Consider the following 16,615-nt stretch of genomic DNA (forward strand, 5'->3'; position numbering starts at 1 on the left):
CGAACACCGTTCCGGTACCGTCAGGCGCCATGACACGAGTGCTCTCGGGCATCCAGCCCACCGGCGACGTACACCTCGGCAACTATCTCGGTGCGCTGCGCCAATGGGCGATCGACCAGCACGATGCCGACGCGTTCTATTGCGCCGTCGACCTGCATGCGGTGACCATCCAGCAGGATCCGCAGCAACTGCGCGCTGCGACGCTTGGCACGATGGCCACGCTGATCTCGGTCGGCCTCGACCCCGACGTCTGCACGCTGTTCGTCCAGAGCCACGTCCCCCAGCACACCGAGCTGTCGTGGCTGCTCGAGTGCACGGTGTCGCTCGGCGAACTGCGCCGGATGACCCAGTTCAAGGACAAGTCGGCCCGTACCGAGGGAGGCGACCACGGCGGCGACCATGTCTCCGCGGGCCTGTTCACGTACCCGGCGCTGATGGCGGCAGACATTCTGATCTACGACGCCGACCGGGTGCCGGTGGGCGACGACCAGCGCCAGCACCTCGAGCTGACCCGTGACGTGGCACAACGGTTCAACAGCCGCTACGGCGACACGTTCGTGATTCCTGAGGCAGCGATTCCCACGGTCGGCGCTCGTGTGATGGACCTGCAGAACCCCACTGCCAAGATGTCCAAGTCTGCCGAGAGCCCCCAAGGATCGGTGGGCATTTTCGACGACCCTGCCGACATTGCACGCAAGTTCGCTCGGGCGGTGACCGACTCGGAAAGCGAGGTGCGATACGACCCCGACAACAAGCCCGGCGTGTCGAACCTGCTGTCGATCCTGGGCGCTGCCACGGGTCGCAGCCCCGCTGAGGCCACAACGGGCTACCGCCAGTACGGCACCCTGAAGTCCGACACCGCCGACGCGGTCGTCGCCATGCTCGAGCCCATCGCCGCTAAGAGGGCCGAACTCGATGCAGACCCCGCCGGGCTCGCCCGCATCATCGCCGCCGGTGCCGACAAAGCCGAGGCCGTGGCGTGCGTCACCTTGGCTCGCGCCAAGGAATCGATGGGCTTCCTGCCCAAGTAGCGGAGCCCATCGCGAATCTCGCTGAGATTCGTGCGCGCGGATGTTTGCTTTTGTCCGCAAACGGGTGTATGCTCTCTCCATGTTCGGCGATGTCGTGCGAGAACTCGCTCCTGACTATGTGGATGCACCCGAAGCCAGCGTCGACACTGCGTCTGCATGGCCCACTGCCGGTTCGGCATGGCCCAATGAGGCGGCGGTGTGGGCGGGTGGCGATTTCGGACCTGTCGAAGATATCGCCGGTTCCGCCGACCATCGGAACAGCTCACTCAGCGCGTTCTCGGCCGCAGAGGTTGCCAAGCGGCGTGATACTGCCGCTGGATGTGCTGCTGACGGCGCGATAGTCGGCGGCAATGCGGCCAGTTGCGATGCCGATCTAGATGCGCTGGACGTTGGTGAACTCACGGATCTGCTGGTCGAGTTGACCGCTGAGCGCGCTCGCATCGAGGGCCGTTATCTAGCGGCGGTGGGCGAGATGACGTCGCGTTACGGCGCACAAGCCACCGCGTATGTCTTACGCGACCAGACACGCATGAACGGCGCGCAGGCCCGCTCCGAGGCCCGCCTGGCCGAGAGCTTGGTCTCAGAGGGCTTCACCGACACGCTCGACGCGATGCAGGCCGGCGAGATTCATATGTCCCATGCGAAGGTGATCGCCCGCGAAGCACCCAAGAAGCACCGCCGCAGCGAAGACGACTTCTTGGAACTGGCGCGCGCCTACCCGTCCGACACGATTGCCCGCCACCCGCTCGCCAATTACAGCCTGCAGATCGCAGACGAACTGGCGGCCGAGGCTGCCGCCAAGGATCTGAGCCCCATCGACGCCGAGCTGGCGTTGCAGCGTCATGAGCGCTCGGCGTCGCTGCGGATGGGCGACGACGGCATGTGGCACCTGCGCGGCAAGTTCGACTTCCTCGCCGGGCGCCAGCTCAGCGCGGCCCTGCAGGCTGCGGTGCGCTCGATGCGCCAACGCCATGCTGAAGACAACCCTGACGACAGCGGCGACGACGACGCTCCGTCACGGGCGCAGCTCACGGCCGATGCCTTGTGCGATCTGCTGCTGGGCAACGAAGCCGCCCGGCGCGCTGCAACCAACTTGCTCATCATCGCCGACTACGACATCGCCAGCGACCGGCTCGCCAACCCCCGCCTCGACGACGGCACTCCCCTGTCAGCGCAGATGCTCGTCGAGTACGGCGTGAACGCCAAGGTGCTGCCGGCCATGTTCTCGGCCGACTGGTCGCAGCTTGCGCTGGGGCGCACACGCAACGCCAACGACGCCCAACGGCTCGTGCTCGCAGCACGCGACGGCGGCTGTATCGGCTGCGAACTCACCTCCGAACATACCCAAGCGCACCACATCGACTACTTCGAAAACGACGGCCTCACCGAGATTCCGAATCTCGCCTCACTCTGCGAGCCGTGCCACCGAGACGTTCACACGCACGAACGCAAGATTCACACCCGATCCGACGGGCAACCTCGACTGTCGTCTCCTGAGTTCGAAGACGGTGCGCCTGATCACAATTCCGCCAGTCGACAAGCTGCTGCACGCAGTCCCTGACGGCGCTCGGGCAAGCGTCGGGCAGCAACAGCCTTTCCGACGAGCCGTCGGCACTGACAGATCGGACGCCTTGGAGCTCTCAGCTCATGCGCCGGCGAGCACGGGAGTATCGAGACTCTCCGATTACTCGCCAGGCTTCGCCACGAGACGCAACGGGTTCTGGCCGATAACCACACCGGTATCCCGTAGCGCCTCGACTGCTTGATCGAATGCACCATCGATGTCGGAGCCGGTCCGCTTCCAGCCGTAGATGCGTGCCCATTCTCGGCAGAGATCATCCCGGTCGCAAGGACCCGCATCTTCAAGAATGCAGCGAACGGCCATTTGGATCTCCGCAGGGGGGACCCGCGCCACCGCGCGGCGCGGCGCTTCAGATGACGTGGGCACGCGTACAGCGACCTCGACAACGCTGCTGGACAGCCACACGCCGCGAGCTTCTATGCGGCCATCGATTTGAGCTTGGTCAACAATCTCGTCGAACGCCTTGCGCACACGTGCGCCAGCGCGTTGAAGTCCCCATGATTCCCGAACAGCGCGCAGAACATCTTCTCGGTGGATCGGCGAATGATCGTCGACGATACGGAGCACTTGGTCCGCGACGGCTGGCCGCGAAACGGGGTCATGCAACTCCCACCCGTCACCTTGTACTCGGGGCAGTTGAGGTGCGTCGTAGGGCGTCGCCCATTCTGGGACCGCATCGAATTCGATCTCGTCGAATACCACGTGCAGAGCGTCGTCCCGGTGAGTCTCTCGGCTGCCACCACCAAGCCCCGGGTCGTCCGGCCAGCCGCCTTGGCCGCTCTCCCACGGCACCGTGACCGGCTCGAGCGAATCTCCGGGACTCCCGGGATCAAGCGTGGTCTCTGCAGACACGTGACGCGCCGTCACACTCACCATGTCGTCGGCCGATGCATCGATGGCTCGCTGGAGTGCCTCGCGGAGCTTGGCCACTTCTGCGGCGCGATTGGTGAACCACAATGTGCTCCGGATCCGGTAGATCGTCCAGCCCAGACGTTCGAGTACGTCCTGTCGCAACCGGTCACGGTCCCGTGCCACCTTGGAGGAGTGGTAGCTGGCGCCGTCGCACTCGATACCCAGCACATATGCACCCGGTCGGTCGGGATGCCGGACACCGATATCGATCCGGTATCCGGCGACACCGACTTGCGGGTCAGCCTCGTAGCCCATCTCTCTCACTGCCCGCAGCACGTCGGCTTCGAATGGACTCTCGACATCGCCCTGCGAACTTGCAGGTTCGAGAGCGAGCGCTTGGGGGCCGCGCTCGGCATAGTCGAGATAGCGGCGAAGATGCACTATCGATGGGTTGTCGGAGACGATGTCACCGGCCGAGATGGACGCGATGACCTCGACTCGCCGTCGAGCCCTCGTCACGGCGACGTTGAGCCGACGCCAGCCGGTTTCTTTTCGGTTGAGCGGCCCAAAACCCATCGTGAGCTTGCCGTTCTCGTCTCGGCCATAGCCCACAGTGAGAATGATGATGTCGCGCTCGTCACCCTGAACGGTTTCCAAGTTCTTCACGAAAAGGCCCGACAAGCGGTCATCGCTATCGAGCAGGCCCTTCAACTCGGGCTCGCCGCGCGCTTGGCGCTCCAACTCGCGTTCAACGGCATCCTCCTGCGCAGACGAAAGCGCTACGACACCGATCGTCAGGCTCGGGTGATTCCGCCGGTGATGCAGAATGCGCGCGACCGCCATCGCCGCTTCCTCGCGATTGTCCCTCGTCGTTCCGCGCCGGTAGATGCCGTCGACACGGAAGAATTCGACCCCTAGGTCTGGTGCGTCGAAATCGGCACTGGGGAAAGTCTGCAACTCGCCTTCGTAGAAGCTGCGATTTGAGAATGCGATCAAGTGCTCGTGGCGGCTGCGGTAGTGCCACCTCAGCGGCAGGTCGGGGAATCCGTGCGCCTTGCAGTCGCCAAGGATCGATTCGAAGTCGTCCGGACCATCGTCTCCGTCGTCAGCATCGTCGTCGACCAGCTTGGCAAAGAAGTTGGTGGGGGGCAGCTGTTTCTCGTCGCCTGCGACGATGAGCTGGCGGCCGCGGTAGATGCAATTCACAGCGTCCGACTTGGTGACCTGAGAAGCCTCATCGATGATGACGGCATCGAACCGAAGGTCAGACGGCAGGAATTGTGACACCGACAGCGGACTCATCATGAAGCACGGCTTCAGCCGTCGCGCCGCATCGCCTGCTTCGTCAAGCAGCCGACGCACTGGCCAGTGCCGTCTCGACTTCTGCGCCTCGCGCTTGATGAGTCCTGCACCGCCGGCTACTGACGTCGGCCGACGCTGCGCACACGCGTTGATGACGGCGGAGGCCGACAGCTCCACCAACCTGCGGTCGAGTTGCTGGAACTCCTGACGAATCCGGTTGTGATCGAGCGCGATACCCGCCCCCAGTCGGGGATCGCTATTCATGACGGCGTCTCCCCAGCGTCGTAGCACCGAATGCTTCACAATGCGCGGGATGTCCAATCCCGAGACTGAGCGGCGCTCGCAGAGGTCGAGGACTGGTTGGAGGCCGAGCTGTGCAAGCTCACGCTGCGACTGGTCGAAGTGCGACCAGACTTCGACATCGGCGACGCTTGATGCCAGCCCGTCCAGCAAGTCGAACGCCGCGTCGAATGATTCTGCGAGTCGTGCGCGAATCGAGGTGGCGTAGTCCGCCTGGAAGACCTCGAGCAGTTGCTCGCGAGAGCGCTCAGCTTGGCCGAATGCTTGGGCTATGCGAGCCGACGTGAGCGGTGTCACCAAGATCGCAGCTGCAGTCTCCGGCCCCGGCGCGACATCGTTGCCGCCATCTGGATTCTTCATCGCGAAGTGCCCGCGCACCTCGCGCACCCATGCCGACGCTTCGCGCAACGACTCGGCCTGAGGCGCCGTTGCCAATTCGGCGAGATACTCGCGCAGCGGTCCGATTGACTCATCAGCAGCTTCCACGAGCCGTGCGTGCTCAGTCCGCTTGCCGAGGATCGAAACGGCCTTATTCACCGTCACCGCGCTGCCGACCATTCCGACAACACCGGCGACGGCTGTCTCGATGTCGCCGAGGACCGCGTTCTGGTCCTGACACCACTTGACAGCAGCGGGCACTGCAAGGCGTTGAAGCTCCTCGATCGCTCGTCGCTCCACCGCTTGCAGTCGACAACCTCGGAATTGGGCAATCTCGTCGGCTGTTTGCTCAGCGGTTGCTACCGCTACGGCGACAAGTTCCGAACCGCGACCAAGGACCCGGGCGAGGCCCTCCCGGCTGACCGTGCCGCCTGACCTCTCAATTGCCTGATCAGCGATGCCGGTCGCCCGTCTGATCTGCTCGAAGTCCGTATCGTCGATGCCCCGCCAGTACTCGCCGAGAGCGTCAGCGTGACGAGTGATCTCGCTCCTGAGTTTCTGGTCGGTTTCCTGCCACCGCACAGCGTCATCGAGACGTTCGATCACTTGCTTGGTGACGGCGCCGATCACGGTGGCCGATGCGAGGTCTCGCTTGTCGCGCCGGTACTGCTTGCTGAGCTTGCGCACACCTCGATGCAGCGCGCCGAAACGTTGCCGCAGCCCCGCAAGTTCAAGTTCAAGGACGCCGCGCTTGAAGGTGTGCCTGAGTTCTGCTGCGTAGTCGCGCCATTGCGTGACAAGTGGCTCAAGTGCAGAAACGGCAGCGCGCGCCATACGCAGCCGATCCCCGTGGAACCAGTTCGGTTCTGGCGGCGACTCCGAGCTGGCGAGCTTGCCCAAGTCGGCGAGCGTCGCCAACGAACCCACGGTGGCCTCGTCGCGGAACTCGAAGGCGTCGAGCAGCGACGATGCGTGCCCTCGAGCAGCCTCGATGTGCCGTGTTGCAGCGTCGCACGCGGATCGAACATCCTGAAGTTCGGACACCGCCCGATCCCGCAAGGCACTCACCGGCGGGTCGAGTGTTTCTGCCGTTGCCAAGGCTTGCAGAAGCTGGGCGGACGCGACCGGGTCGAGTTCACGCCATTCGGACTGCCACGCGCTCAGGTCGCTCTTGACCCTTTGCAGCGCGTCAACCAGATCGGCGAGGTGATTGACTTGCTCGCTGACGGCGTCGTGACTGCTGACCGTGAGCCAGTCCGGCGACACTGAAGGCCGCCGTTCAATGAGATCGATCAACGCCGAGAGCCAATCGATGTCACCTAGCGCGGGATCATCCACGATGTGCAATTCCTCGTGGATCTCCTTGCACAGGCTGTGGAGAGCTGCTGCTGCTGATCGGTGCTCCTCCACGAGAGAGCGGCATTGAACGACGCTCGTCCGAGATACGTCGTTCTGGACCATTTCGCGCCAGAGAAACGCGCTCCCGCGCTCAAATGGAGCCCAGTTCTCGCTGAGCCGCTCAGCCTGTTCGAGCATCGTCCGGAAGCGTCGGGCAGACAGATCAGATGCCTCAAGCGTCGTGAGCGGGGCAACCGGAGATGAATCGACACTGACGATTTCGCCGACGACGTCGTGGACGCTGCGACCGAGCGGTTGGCGAACTTCATTGACGGCGATTGCGTGGTCAGTCAGCAGCCGGCGAAGTTCGGCGACGCGGTCCCGCTCGTCATCGGTGAAGCCAACTGGCGCGTTCGGGCGCTTCGTCAAGGCCGCACCGAGTTCTTGGGCGACGGCCTTGCGTGTCGCCTTGTGGCTGTGAAGCTCGAGCACGAATTCATCGAGGTGAAGATCAGCAAGACGCTTGAGCACGACGTCGAGCGCAGCCGCCTTCTCTGAGACGAACAAGACCGTCTTGCCGTCATAGAGGAGCTGCGCGATCGAATTGGCAATCGTTTGCGACTTGCCAGTGCCCGGTGGGCCGCTCATGACGAAGCTGCGGCTTGCTCGAGCGGCGACAACGCACTGGCGCTGTGACGCATCCGCGTCGAGGATGCACGCGAGCTCCTCAGGGGGATGCCTTTGATCCAGGTGCTCCTCCGGCACCGGCGCGAAGTCGACTGCGTCGTGCACTTCGCTCGTCGGCCCCTCAACGAGAAGCTGGATCAGATCGTGGGCAACGACCCGGTCTTCGTTCTCCTCGAGATCGCGGTAGATCGCGTACTTGTGGAAGCTGAAGGTGCTCAGCACGACGCGCTCGTCGATGGCCCAGGCTTCCCGGTCGGGCAGCTTCGTGCGAAGTGCCTCGACTGCCTCGGTGTAGCTGTCGTCGCCCAGTTCGTCCAGCGTGGGCAACTTGATGCCGTAGTTCCTGTCGAGTGCCGCTGCCAAGGCCGGATTGATGGCGGGCTCAGCATCTGCGGATTCAATCAGCCGCCAAGCGCCGGTGACGGCGTCATGCTCAAGTTGGGCAGGGAGCAAGTACAGCGGGCTGTGGACCGTCTCGTCACTTCCCGGCTCGGGCCAACTGAGCATGCCGAGCCCGAGATAAAGCACATGGAGACCGGTGTCCATGAACTCGGAGCGAGACTTGCTTCGAAGCGTTCTGAGGCTCTTCTCGATGTCGGAGCGCTTCTTCCCCAGACTCTCGACCACGACTAGCTCGTCGGTCCTCGGAGACGGCTGCGGCGGAACCTCAGGGTCGATCACCTCTCCGTCGTCAGACTCGGGAGATGGGAGAAAGACGCCCCAACCGCCCGATGAGCCGGTTCGCCGAAGGCGCCGCCACACGTCCCCGGCTGCCTGCTCGAATTCGAGCGAACCCGACCGCAGGTGCCTGAAATACAGCAGCCGATTTCTCCGGCTGAGATCGATCAGTTCCTCGCGCCATCGACGCAGGTGCTCGCGGATGTGATCCCGGCCAGCCATGCAATCAGTCTTGCTCATTGTTGCACGAGCTACATCTGCAAGGGTTCAAGCTCTGCACGCCGGGTCGCAGGATCAGTCCAAGTGGCCGAAGCAGGGCCTGACGCGTCCAAGACGTCAGAGCGAACCCCGGGGCACGATCCACTCGGTCGGCTGGCCAGTCACCGCAGCAATCCGTTGGTAGTCGGCGTCGTAGTGAAGGACCGTCAGGCCGTTCAGCTCGGCGACTGCGGCGATCAACAAGTCCGGCAGTGCGACCCTGTGCTGACCGCGTTGCGCTAGCTGATGCTGAACTTCCAGCGCCCGCGAGGTGATCACCTCGGTGATCGGAAACGACGTCATGGCGCGACGTTCCGCTGCGATCGACTCGTAGTCCTGGAGTGAGCGAGCGCTGTACAGGACCTCAAGATCGACGATGGGACATGTCGCCACGTACCCGTCGACAATCAGGGGCGAGAGCCGGTTCGCGACCTCATCGTGGTGCATGCGCGCCAGCGCGCTCTTGTCCGCTAGGAACAGCGGTCTCAGCGCCATGCAGCGGCCATCACGCCTTCATCGGCAAGATCGGTGCCGTCAAGGTCCGCGAGACGGCGTACGTGCCTGAGGCGCAACTGTGCCTCCACAGTGTGCCGCAGCGCGGCATTCACGGTGTCCTTCATGGTGGCGGCGCCGGTCACCTGCCGCGCCTGTTCCAGCAGTGCGTCGTCGATGTCAATGAGCCGCTTCGTCACGAGCCGTAGTATATCCAGGTCACCTTATTCATATATACGTCGTCGCGCTCGTGTGTCAGTAGCGGGCGCGGGGGTGTGCTTGGCGGTAGACCTCGGTCAGCCGTTCCTGGGAGACGGCGGTGTAGCGCTGGGTGCTCGAGATGGAGGCGTGGCCCAGCAACTCCTGCACGCTGCGGATGTCCGCGCCGCCGTCGAGCATGTGCGTGGCGCATGAATGGCGCAGCACGTGGGTCGTCAGCTGATCGGGACCGAGACCGACGCGGTCGCCGTGGCGGCGCACAATCAGCCACACGCCCTGGCGGGTAATGCGGCGGCCCCGGGCATTCAGAAACAGCGCAGCGGAATCGTCCCTCGTCCGCCAGGCAGGCGGCTCGACGGCGCCACGGCCGGCACCGCTCAGCCATTCGCCCACCGCATCGGCGGCGTGACGCCCCACGGGCACGACACGCTCCTTGCCACCCTTGCCCCACACCCGCATCAGCCGCTCGTCGAGGTCGACGTCGCCAAGCGAGAGCGCCACCAGCTCGCTGGCCCGCAGGCCCATGCCGTAGAGCACTTCGAGCATCGCCCGGTCGCGCCGCGCCAGCGGGCTGTCTCCCACCGGGGAGGCCAGCAGCTGAAGAACCTGATCCCGCCGCAACGCCCGGGGCAGTCCCGCCGGGGTGCGCGGCACGTCGAGTGCACCGGCTGGATCGGTTGGCGCCAGGTCCTCTGCCACGAGGAACCGGTAGAGGCCTCGCAAGCTGACCGCGGCCCGGGCCACCGTCGAGGGAGCTCGCCCGAGGTCGTCTCGCAGGAACGCCAAGTAGGCGGCGATGTCGGATGAGGCGGCATCGAGCAGGCCGCTGCCGCGCGCCTCCAACCACCCGGCGAAAGAATCGAGGTCGGCCCGGTACGACGCCACGGTTCGCGCCGCTCGACCCCGCTCGTTTGACAACCAGCCCAGATAGTCCTCGGCTTCGAGGGCCAGTGCGCCGGCCACCCTCAGCCCAAGGGGTCGTTGACCAGCGGCCCGGTTCCAGAAGATGCCGGCAGCAGCTGCGGATTGCGTCCCTCGGCACGAGCCAGTGCGGCGCCCACCAAACCGCAAAACAGCGGGGCGGGGCGGTTCGGCCGGCTCTTGAACTCCGGGTGGGCCTGCGTGCCCACCCAGAACGCGTGACCGTCCAGCTCGATGAACTCCGCCAACCGCCCGTCGGGCGACAGCCCGCTGCACTGCAGGCCGCCTTCTTCCATCCGCTGGCGGTAGGCACTGTTCACCTCGTAGCGGTGCCGGTGCCGCTCGTTGACCAGCGTGTCGCCGTACATGGCAGCCACACGGCTGCGGGGCGCCAGCCGGGCCACATAGGCACCGAGCCGCATCGTGCCGCCCATGTCCTGGATGCCCCGCTGCGCATGCATGAGATCAATCACCGGGTGCAACGTGTTGGCATCGAACTCGGTCGAGTTGGCACCCAGCAGGCCCAGCTCATTGCGGCAGAACTCGATGACCATGACCTGCAGTCCCAAGCACAGCCCCAAGCAAGGGATGTCGTGCTCGCGCGAGTAGGCAGCCGCAGCGATCTTGCCTTCGATGCCGCGCGAGCCGAACCCTCCCGGGATCACCATCCCGTCGAGGTGCCGCAGCCTCCCCGCGGCGAGCAGGCCCTCAATCTCCTCTGAGTGAATCCACTCGATGTCGACCTCCACGCCGTGGTGGGAGGCCGCATGGCGGAGCGCCTCCACGACGGACAGGTAGGCATCGGGCAGGGTCACGTACTTGCCGATAATGCCGATGCGCACCTTCGCCTGGGGCGCTTTGATGCGTGCGATCATCGCTTCCCACTCAGCCAGGTCGGGCTCGACGTCTTCGAATCCAAGGATCCCGCACAGGAAACTGTCGAGTCCCTCGGCGCGCAGCACCATCGGGATCTCATAGAGAACCGACGAGTCTGGGGCGTTCACCACGCCAGCGAGCTCGACATCGCTGAGATTGGAGATCTTGTTGCGCAAGCCGTCCTCGATGGGACCCTCGCTGCGCAGCACGATGGCGTCGGGCTGCACGCCGCGACTGCGCAGCTCGGTGACCGAGTGCTGGGTGGGCTTGGTCTTCTGCTCCCCCGACGGGCCGATGAACGGCACCAGCGTGACATGGACGTAGCAGATGTTCTGCCGGCCGACCTCGAGACGCATCTGACGGATCGCCTCCAGGAACGGCAGGATCTCGATGTCGCCGACCGTGCCGCCGACCTCGGTGATGACCACGTCCACGTCGCTGTTGGCCAGCTTTCGGATGCGCTCTTTGATCTCGTCGGTGATGTGCGGGATGACCTGCACCGTGCGGCCCAGGTATTCGCCCCGCCGCTCATCGGCGAGCACCTTCTGGTAGATCGAACCGGTCGTCGCGTTCGAGTCGCGCGTCAGCGATACGTCGATGAACCGCTCGTAATGGCCGAGGTCGAGATCGGTCTCGCCTCCGTCGTCGGTGACGAAGACCTCGCCGTGCTCGTAGGGGTTGAGGGTGCCGGGGTCGACGTTGATATACGGGTCCAGCTTCTGCATGGTGACCCGCAGACCCCGGGCCACGAGCAGGCGGCCGAGCGACGCTGCGGTGAGCCCTTTGCCGAGAGAGCTGGCAACTCCACCGGTGACGAAAATGTGCTTAGCCACGCGGTTGTCGGGGTGATCTGTGGAGCATGTGTCATCAAGCTACCGTCGCATCGGACCGTGTTGGCTGATCCCTGCGAGCGTCTGACGACTGCTCACCGAGCCCGCTGGGATCGTCGTTCCGACAGGGCAACCAACCGGACGGGACAACATGAACGACACACCAGACGAATCAACCAGGGCGCCGGCAGACCTCTTGGTGCATGACGCCGCATTGGTGGCGACCTGTGACGACCAGCACCGTGAGATCAGCGGCGGCTGGGTCGCCGTGACCGGCGGGTTCATCAGTGCCATCGGGGGTGCCGCCGATCCGCCTCCGGCGGCGAGGGAGCGCATCGACGCCAGAGGCTGCCTAGTGACGCCTGGGCTCATCAACACCCACCATCACATGTACCAGAACCTCACGCGCTCGTACGCGCCGGCACTTCGGGGCGGGCTGTTCGACTGGTTGACCACGCTGTACCCCCTGTGGGCGCGGCTCGATGAGCACGGCGCGTACCTGTCCGCATGGGTGGGTCTCGCCGAGCTGGCCCTGGGCGGCTGCACCACCAGCACTGATCATCTGTATGTGCACCCGCACGGTGCCGGCGACTTGATCGCAGCAGAGATCGGCGCAGCGACCGAGCTGGGCATGCGGTTCCATCCCACCCGCGGCTCGATGTCGCTCGGCCAGTCCGCCGGCGGGTTGCCGCCCGATGAGGTCTGCCAGACACCCGAGGAAATCCTTGCCGAATCGGAGCGATTGGTCGGCGTTCACCATGACCGTTCGCCGAACGCGATGGTCCGCATCGCGTTGGCGCCGTGCTCACCGTTCTCGGTCTCTACTGAGCTGATGACGGCGACAGCGGAGCTGGCTGAACGCCTCGACGTGCGATTGCACACGCACTTGTGCGAGGACCCCGGCGAGGACGGGTTCTGCCTGGAGATGTTCGGGATGCGGCCGGTGGACTACTTCGAGCACTGCGGCTGGGGCTCGGATCGCTCGTGGATCGCGCACGGCGTGCAGCCAAACCCTGCCGAGATCGCCCGCTTGGGCGGGTGGGGCACCGGCGTGGCGCACTGCCCGAGTTCGAATCTGCTGCTCGGCGTGGGCCTGGCGCCGGTGCGCGAGCTGCGCGCTGCCGGCGTACCTGTGGGGCTCGGGGTGGACGGCTCGGCCAGTACCGATTCGGCGTCGATGTGGACCGAGGCACGCAATGCGCTGCTGGTGGGGCGGCTGCGCGACGGCCAGCGGCAGCTGAGCGCCGAGAAAGGGCTGGACAGCGGCAGGCCCGCCGATGGACATGACCGCGGCGGCGATGACGCCGGACATGACAGCTCGGTCTACTTCTCCGCCCGTGATGTCCTCGATGTGGCGACCCGCGGCAGTGCGCGCTGTCTCGGCCGGGTGGGCGAGATCGGCGAGCTGTCACCCGGCGCATGCGGCGATTTGGTCGTCTGGGAACTCGGCGGCCCTGCATTCGCCGGCGCGCTGTCTGATCCGATCGAGGCGTGGCTGCGGTGCGGACCGTTGTCGGCCCGCGACACGATCGTGGCCGGTCGCCCGGTCGTCACCGGCGGCCAGATCGTTCATCCCAGCCTGGACGAGCGCCTAGCCGAACACCGCCTGTGCGCCGCTGCCATGCAGCGGGCATAGAAACCAGCGCCGCTGCCATGCAGCGAGCCGCCGCGCTGCCGTCTCTCAGCTCCGGTACGGCGAGCCGAGCCGATCCAGCCACCGCAGTAGCGGCACCGCGTCGATGACCCGGCTGAACGACCAGCGCTCGCTCGCCACGTTCAGCACCGCCAGCCCTATAAGCACGACCCACTCGACTGAGGCCGGGGACATCGCGACAGTGGCCAGTCCCAGGGCCGCACCGAGGGGATTGACGCCAGTGTCGCCCAGCATGTGTGCCTCCGCCAGTTCACTGCGCAGCAAGCCGACCGCGGCGCCGACGGCCCCGGCTGCCCACAATGCCGGCGATTGCCAGGCCAATCCTCCGGTGCCGACCCCCGCGAATTGAAAGCCTTGCGGCCAAGCAGGACCGAACACTGCAACTGGCACCAGCCCGCATAGCCACCATGCCAGCGCAACTTTGGTTGCCCGACCCGGCGCTCGGTCGAGCAGGTTCAGCAGGTTGGCGGCGAGTGCTACGACAGCACCCCCCCGCAGCCACGGCATCACGGTCCAGCTCTCGTGTGACCCGTTCACGAGGTGCTCGAGCGATCGCATCACCGAGTACCCATCGCTCCATCCCATGCTGCTCCACAGGGCGGCGACGTTGCCGAACAGCACCAACTGCACGCTGAGGAGCGCAACTGCTGCCCCGCCGAGAGCCTTCTGCGCTCCGGTCGTCAGCCGGCACCGGCGCAGGCTGCGCAAGAAGTGCGCGACGAATCCGCTCGCATCACCGCCGCCTCGGGTGTCGTCCCGGTATCCCAGCAATCCGAACGCCATAAGAGCCAACGCGGTCGCCGCTGCACCGGTGGCGCTGGCCGCCGTGGGCGTGCGGAGCGCGTCGATGGGAATCAGATCCAGTGGACCCAAGCCTTCGAACATCTCGGCCGAAGAACGATCCATCGGATTCGAGACGTAGACGAACCATCCCGTCGCACGGCGTGCCAAGGCCGCCACGACGCTCGAGCTGGCGACACCGATCGCGACCACGAGCAGCCCCGAGGTCGCAACGATCCGCTGGCCGCGGTAGTTGACCCCCATCCAGCGCTCCCGTCGCATCCGGGATCTCGCCAGACGCCACAGCATCGCCGACAGGATCGCTGAGGCAACGAAGATCAATGCCAACCCAGCCGCAGTCCGCAGGGCGGCATCGGCCGTCATCGTCACCGGCTACGGGTCGTGCAGCAACGCACGCGGTTCACGTCTCGCTCGAGATCGAACGTCACCGCGGCTGACGCCAAGATTGCAGCAGCAGATGCAAGCGTCGGCACCAGCGGGACCACATGCGCTGCAGCGGTCCCGAATCCGCGAACGACCGCACGCGCCGCAGGGACAAAGCGCCCAGTCTCGGCCACGGGCGCTGCCGCCACCGCTTGGCTCGCAACACCTCGATGGCCCGACGGCGTTGCTGTCGGGACGCTGGCCGGCTCTGCAGCCGGACGCGGCTCAGCACGGAGGCGGTCAGGCAGTAGTTCAACTTGAGGCTGCCGACGCGGGGCAGCGCGGCGAGGTACACGTGGCGGCCGATTCGTGCCCGATGCGCGAAGCCGCTGAGGTCACGCCCGGTGAGGCGATGCGTGAAGCCGACCTCCACCTCGCAGATGGATGCCCCGCGGTTGGCCGCATCGAGTGTCAGACCGATCTCGAGACCGAAACCGGGGGCGAGATGCAGAGACCGCAACAGCGAACCTCGCACGGCACGCTGACCCGAGAGAGGCTCCGCAAGAAACATTCCTGTCTCTGAACGCAGGACGCGTGCCGCGAAGCCCTTGACGAACCCGAACCCGCCCCCGCGTTCGGTAGAGCCGAGCACGGCGATCGTCATGTCCGCCTTTCCGAGCGCAACCGGCTGCAGCAGATCGCCGGCCAGCGCGGCGGAATCGCCCAGATCGGCATCGATGAGCAAGTAGGCATCGGGCGCGCCAGACGCCGCAATGCCGGCAGTGATCGCCGCTCCCTTGCCGCGATTGCGCGCGAGCTCGACGACTCGCGCTCCGGCGGCAGCGGCAGCGGCCGCGGTGCGGTCTCGGGACCCGTCGTCGACCACGATGATGTCGAGCACATCGGGCACAGTCGCCAACGCGGTCACCGTGGCACCAACGGTGTCCGCCCGGTTGAAGGCGGGCACGATGGCCACGGCATGGGTCATGACGGGCCCAATCCATGGTTGAGGTCCGCCCCGGAGAAGTGGCTGACAGCAGGCAGCCGCTCCAGTGCGATCAGCAGCGCCAGATCGCCTGAGAAGGACGTGACCTCGTCGACAGTCGAGTAGCCCTGCGCGAGCACCGGGTCGGAACGGACCCGCTCCAGCACGGCGCCGTAGCCGACACCGGCTGCGGCGGGCGCCCGAACTTCGACGATGACGCCGGTGCCCGCGTGCCCATCATCGGCGACCGCCGCCAGCAGGTCGAAGACAAAATCTTCGTTCAACCCGACAGCCGCGTCATCGGTCACGACCACGAGCCGCAGGTTCTCCCCGCCGAGCCGATGAAGCGCGACCGCGCCCGTGCCGTCGTGGGTGACCAATTCCAGGTCTCGGAGCAAGGTGAGCGCAGTACGAGTCTGGGGGACCGACGCGAAACCGCGGGAAAAGCCGTCGAGTGCTCCAGAATCGGTGATGGCGTCGACATCAGAGCCGAGCGTCCTGGCGGAGCCGGCCTCGGTCGGCCGGAAGAGCGCCTGAGGAACCAAGAATCGCAACGCCCGCTGTATGGCGTTGCGGCTGTTGCCCGCCAAGGAGAACGCCTCGGCGACGTTCTCGCGCACGGCTGGATCGTCCAAGCGCAGATCATCGCTGAGCCACAGCACCCCGCCTTGCTGCGTGTCGGTTGCTTCAAGGCGTGCCCGGATGGCCGCAACCGCGTCACGGTCAGTGGACTCCGGTGCGACGATGAGCGTGGTCGTGCCGCTCAATCGCCCTTGCGGCAGGTATGGCCGCACGAGATCCTCCACCTCGAACCGCACGGACGCAGCGGCTTCGACGCTGGCGAGCGCCGCATCGCGCGCGGCCTCGGCTTCGCCGAGAGACTCTTCAGCCGACGCTTGCCGCTCGATTGCCGACTCGGTGTCGGCCTGCAGCTGGTCCACGCGTGACTCGAGGTTGCTCACCAGCACCGAGTCCACAAACGTCGAGCCAAGTGCCAAGCCGATCGCCAGAGCCAGGAACACTGCGGCGATGGAGACGATGTGGTAGCGGAGGTTGATCATGCGCCTG

11 protein-coding genes are annotated in these 16,615 nt (G+C 65.7%); 3 read left to right on the top strand and 8 right to left on the bottom strand.

From position 1 onward, the window contains the following. The first annotated feature begins 29 nt into the window (after nucleotides 1-29). Together trpS and ACOGJB_RS03775 are read left to right on the top strand one after the other, a co-directional pair. Nucleotides 30-1,031: a tryptophan--tRNA ligase gene (gene trpS / locus ACOGJB_RS03770; protein ID WP_419839485.1), complete on the top strand. Its 1,002-nt coding sequence runs from the start codon at nucleotides 30-32 to the stop codon at nucleotides 1,029-1,031. 79 nt (nucleotides 1,032-1,110) lie between these two features. Continuing rightward, nucleotides 1,111-2,592 (top strand): hypothetical protein, encoded by a 1,482-nt coding sequence (locus ACOGJB_RS03775; protein ID WP_419839486.1) that lies wholly within the window; start codon nucleotides 1,111-1,113, stop codon nucleotides 2,590-2,592. A gap of 123 nt (nucleotides 2,593-2,715) precedes the next feature. Here the strand turns inward: ACOGJB_RS03775 and ACOGJB_RS03780 are convergent, their stop codons facing one another. The 5 genes from ACOGJB_RS03780 to ACOGJB_RS03800 all read right to left on the bottom strand — a co-directional run bounded on the left by ACOGJB_RS03780 (nucleotide 2,716) and on the right by ACOGJB_RS03800 (nucleotide 11,747). Further along, entirely contained in the window at nucleotides 2,716-8,370 is a 5,655-nt protein-coding gene (locus tag ACOGJB_RS03780; RefSeq protein ID WP_419839487.1) for a DUF3320 domain-containing protein, read from the bottom strand. Between the two features lie 114 nt (nucleotides 8,371-8,484). Then, a complete protein-coding gene (locus ACOGJB_RS03785; protein WP_419839488.1) occupies nucleotides 8,485-8,901 on the bottom strand; it encodes a PIN domain nuclease in 417 nt (138 codons plus the stop codon). After that, nucleotides 8,892-9,098 carry a type II toxin-antitoxin system VapB family antitoxin gene (locus ACOGJB_RS03790; protein ID WP_419839489.1) on the bottom strand — a complete coding sequence of 69 codons (207 nt, stop codon included), beginning with the start codon at nucleotides 9,096-9,098 and terminating at the stop codon, nucleotides 8,892-8,894. The genes ACOGJB_RS03785 and ACOGJB_RS03790 overlap by 10 nt, the downstream gene beginning before the upstream one ends. Nucleotides 9,099-9,153: 55 nt before the next feature. Next, nucleotides 9,154-10,080, bottom strand: a complete 927-nt coding sequence (locus tag ACOGJB_RS03795; protein WP_419839490.1) for a tyrosine recombinase — start codon at nucleotides 10,078-10,080, stop codon at nucleotides 9,154-9,156. Nucleotides 10,081-10,082: 2 nt separating this feature from the next. After that, nucleotides 10,083-11,747, bottom strand: a complete 1,665-nt coding sequence (locus tag ACOGJB_RS03800) for a CTP synthase (protein ID WP_419839491.1) — start codon at nucleotides 11,745-11,747, stop codon at nucleotides 10,083-10,085. Nucleotides 11,748-11,895: 148 nt separating this feature from the next. On the opposite strand from ACOGJB_RS03800, the gene ACOGJB_RS03805 reads away from it, so the two are divergent. Next, a complete protein-coding gene (locus tag ACOGJB_RS03805; RefSeq protein WP_419839492.1) occupies nucleotides 11,896-13,380 on the top strand; it encodes an amidohydrolase family protein in 1,485 nt (494 codons plus the stop codon). A gap of 45 nt (nucleotides 13,381-13,425) precedes the next feature. Here the strand turns inward: ACOGJB_RS03805 and ACOGJB_RS03810 are convergent, their stop codons facing one another. From ACOGJB_RS03810 to ACOGJB_RS03820, 3 genes are all read right to left on the bottom strand, one after another. Further along, the gene (locus ACOGJB_RS03810; RefSeq protein WP_419839493.1) at nucleotides 13,426-14,562 is read right to left on the bottom strand and encodes a hypothetical protein; all 1,137 of its coding nucleotides are present in this window, start codon (nucleotides 14,560-14,562) and stop codon (nucleotides 13,426-13,428) included. A 61-nt stretch (nucleotides 14,563-14,623) separates the two neighbouring features. Next, entirely contained in the window at nucleotides 14,624-15,550 is a 927-nt protein-coding gene (locus ACOGJB_RS03815; protein ID WP_419839494.1) for a glycosyltransferase, read from the bottom strand. After that, on the bottom strand, nucleotides 15,547-16,608 hold the full coding sequence (locus tag ACOGJB_RS03820) for a copper transporter (RefSeq protein ID WP_419839495.1): 1,062 nt from the start codon (nucleotides 16,606-16,608) through the stop codon (nucleotides 15,547-15,549). Before ACOGJB_RS03820 ends, ACOGJB_RS03815 begins: the two co-directional genes overlap by 4 nt. Nucleotides 16,609-16,615 lie beyond the last annotated feature (7 nt).

This window comes from Candidatus Poriferisodalis sp. (assembly GCF_965208895.1).
Classification (GTDB): Bacteria; Actinomycetota; Acidimicrobiia; order Acidimicrobiales; family Poriferisodalaceae; genus Poriferisodalis.

Excerpts from the sequence above, each read along its gene's own strand:
- trpS (WP_419839485.1), top strand. The coding sequence starts at position 30 with ATGACACGAGTGCTCTCGGGCATCCAGCCCACCGGCGACGTACACCTC.
- ACOGJB_RS03785 (WP_419839488.1), bottom strand. The coding sequence starts at position 8,901 with ATGGCGCTGAGACCGCTGTTCCTAGCGGACAAGAGCGCGCTGGCGCGC.
- ACOGJB_RS03815 (WP_419839494.1), bottom strand. The coding sequence starts at position 15,550 with ATGACCCATGCCGTGGCCATCGTGCCCGCCTTCAACCGGGCGGACACC.
- ACOGJB_RS03820 (WP_419839495.1), bottom strand. The coding sequence starts at position 16,608 with ATGATCAACCTCCGCTACCACATCGTCTCCATCGCCGCAGTGTTCCTG.
- ACOGJB_RS03810 (WP_419839493.1), bottom strand. The coding sequence starts at position 14,562 with ATGACGGCCGATGCCGCCCTGCGGACTGCGGCTGGGTTGGCATTGATC.
- ACOGJB_RS03775 (WP_419839486.1), top strand. The coding sequence starts at position 1,111 with ATGTTCGGCGATGTCGTGCGAGAACTCGCTCCTGACTATGTGGATGCA.
- ACOGJB_RS03780 (WP_419839487.1), bottom strand. The coding sequence starts at position 8,370 with ATGGCTGGCCGGGATCACATCCGCGAGCACCTGCGTCGATGGCGCGAG.
- ACOGJB_RS03805 (WP_419839492.1), top strand. The coding sequence starts at position 11,896 with ATGAACGACACACCAGACGAATCAACCAGGGCGCCGGCAGACCTCTTG.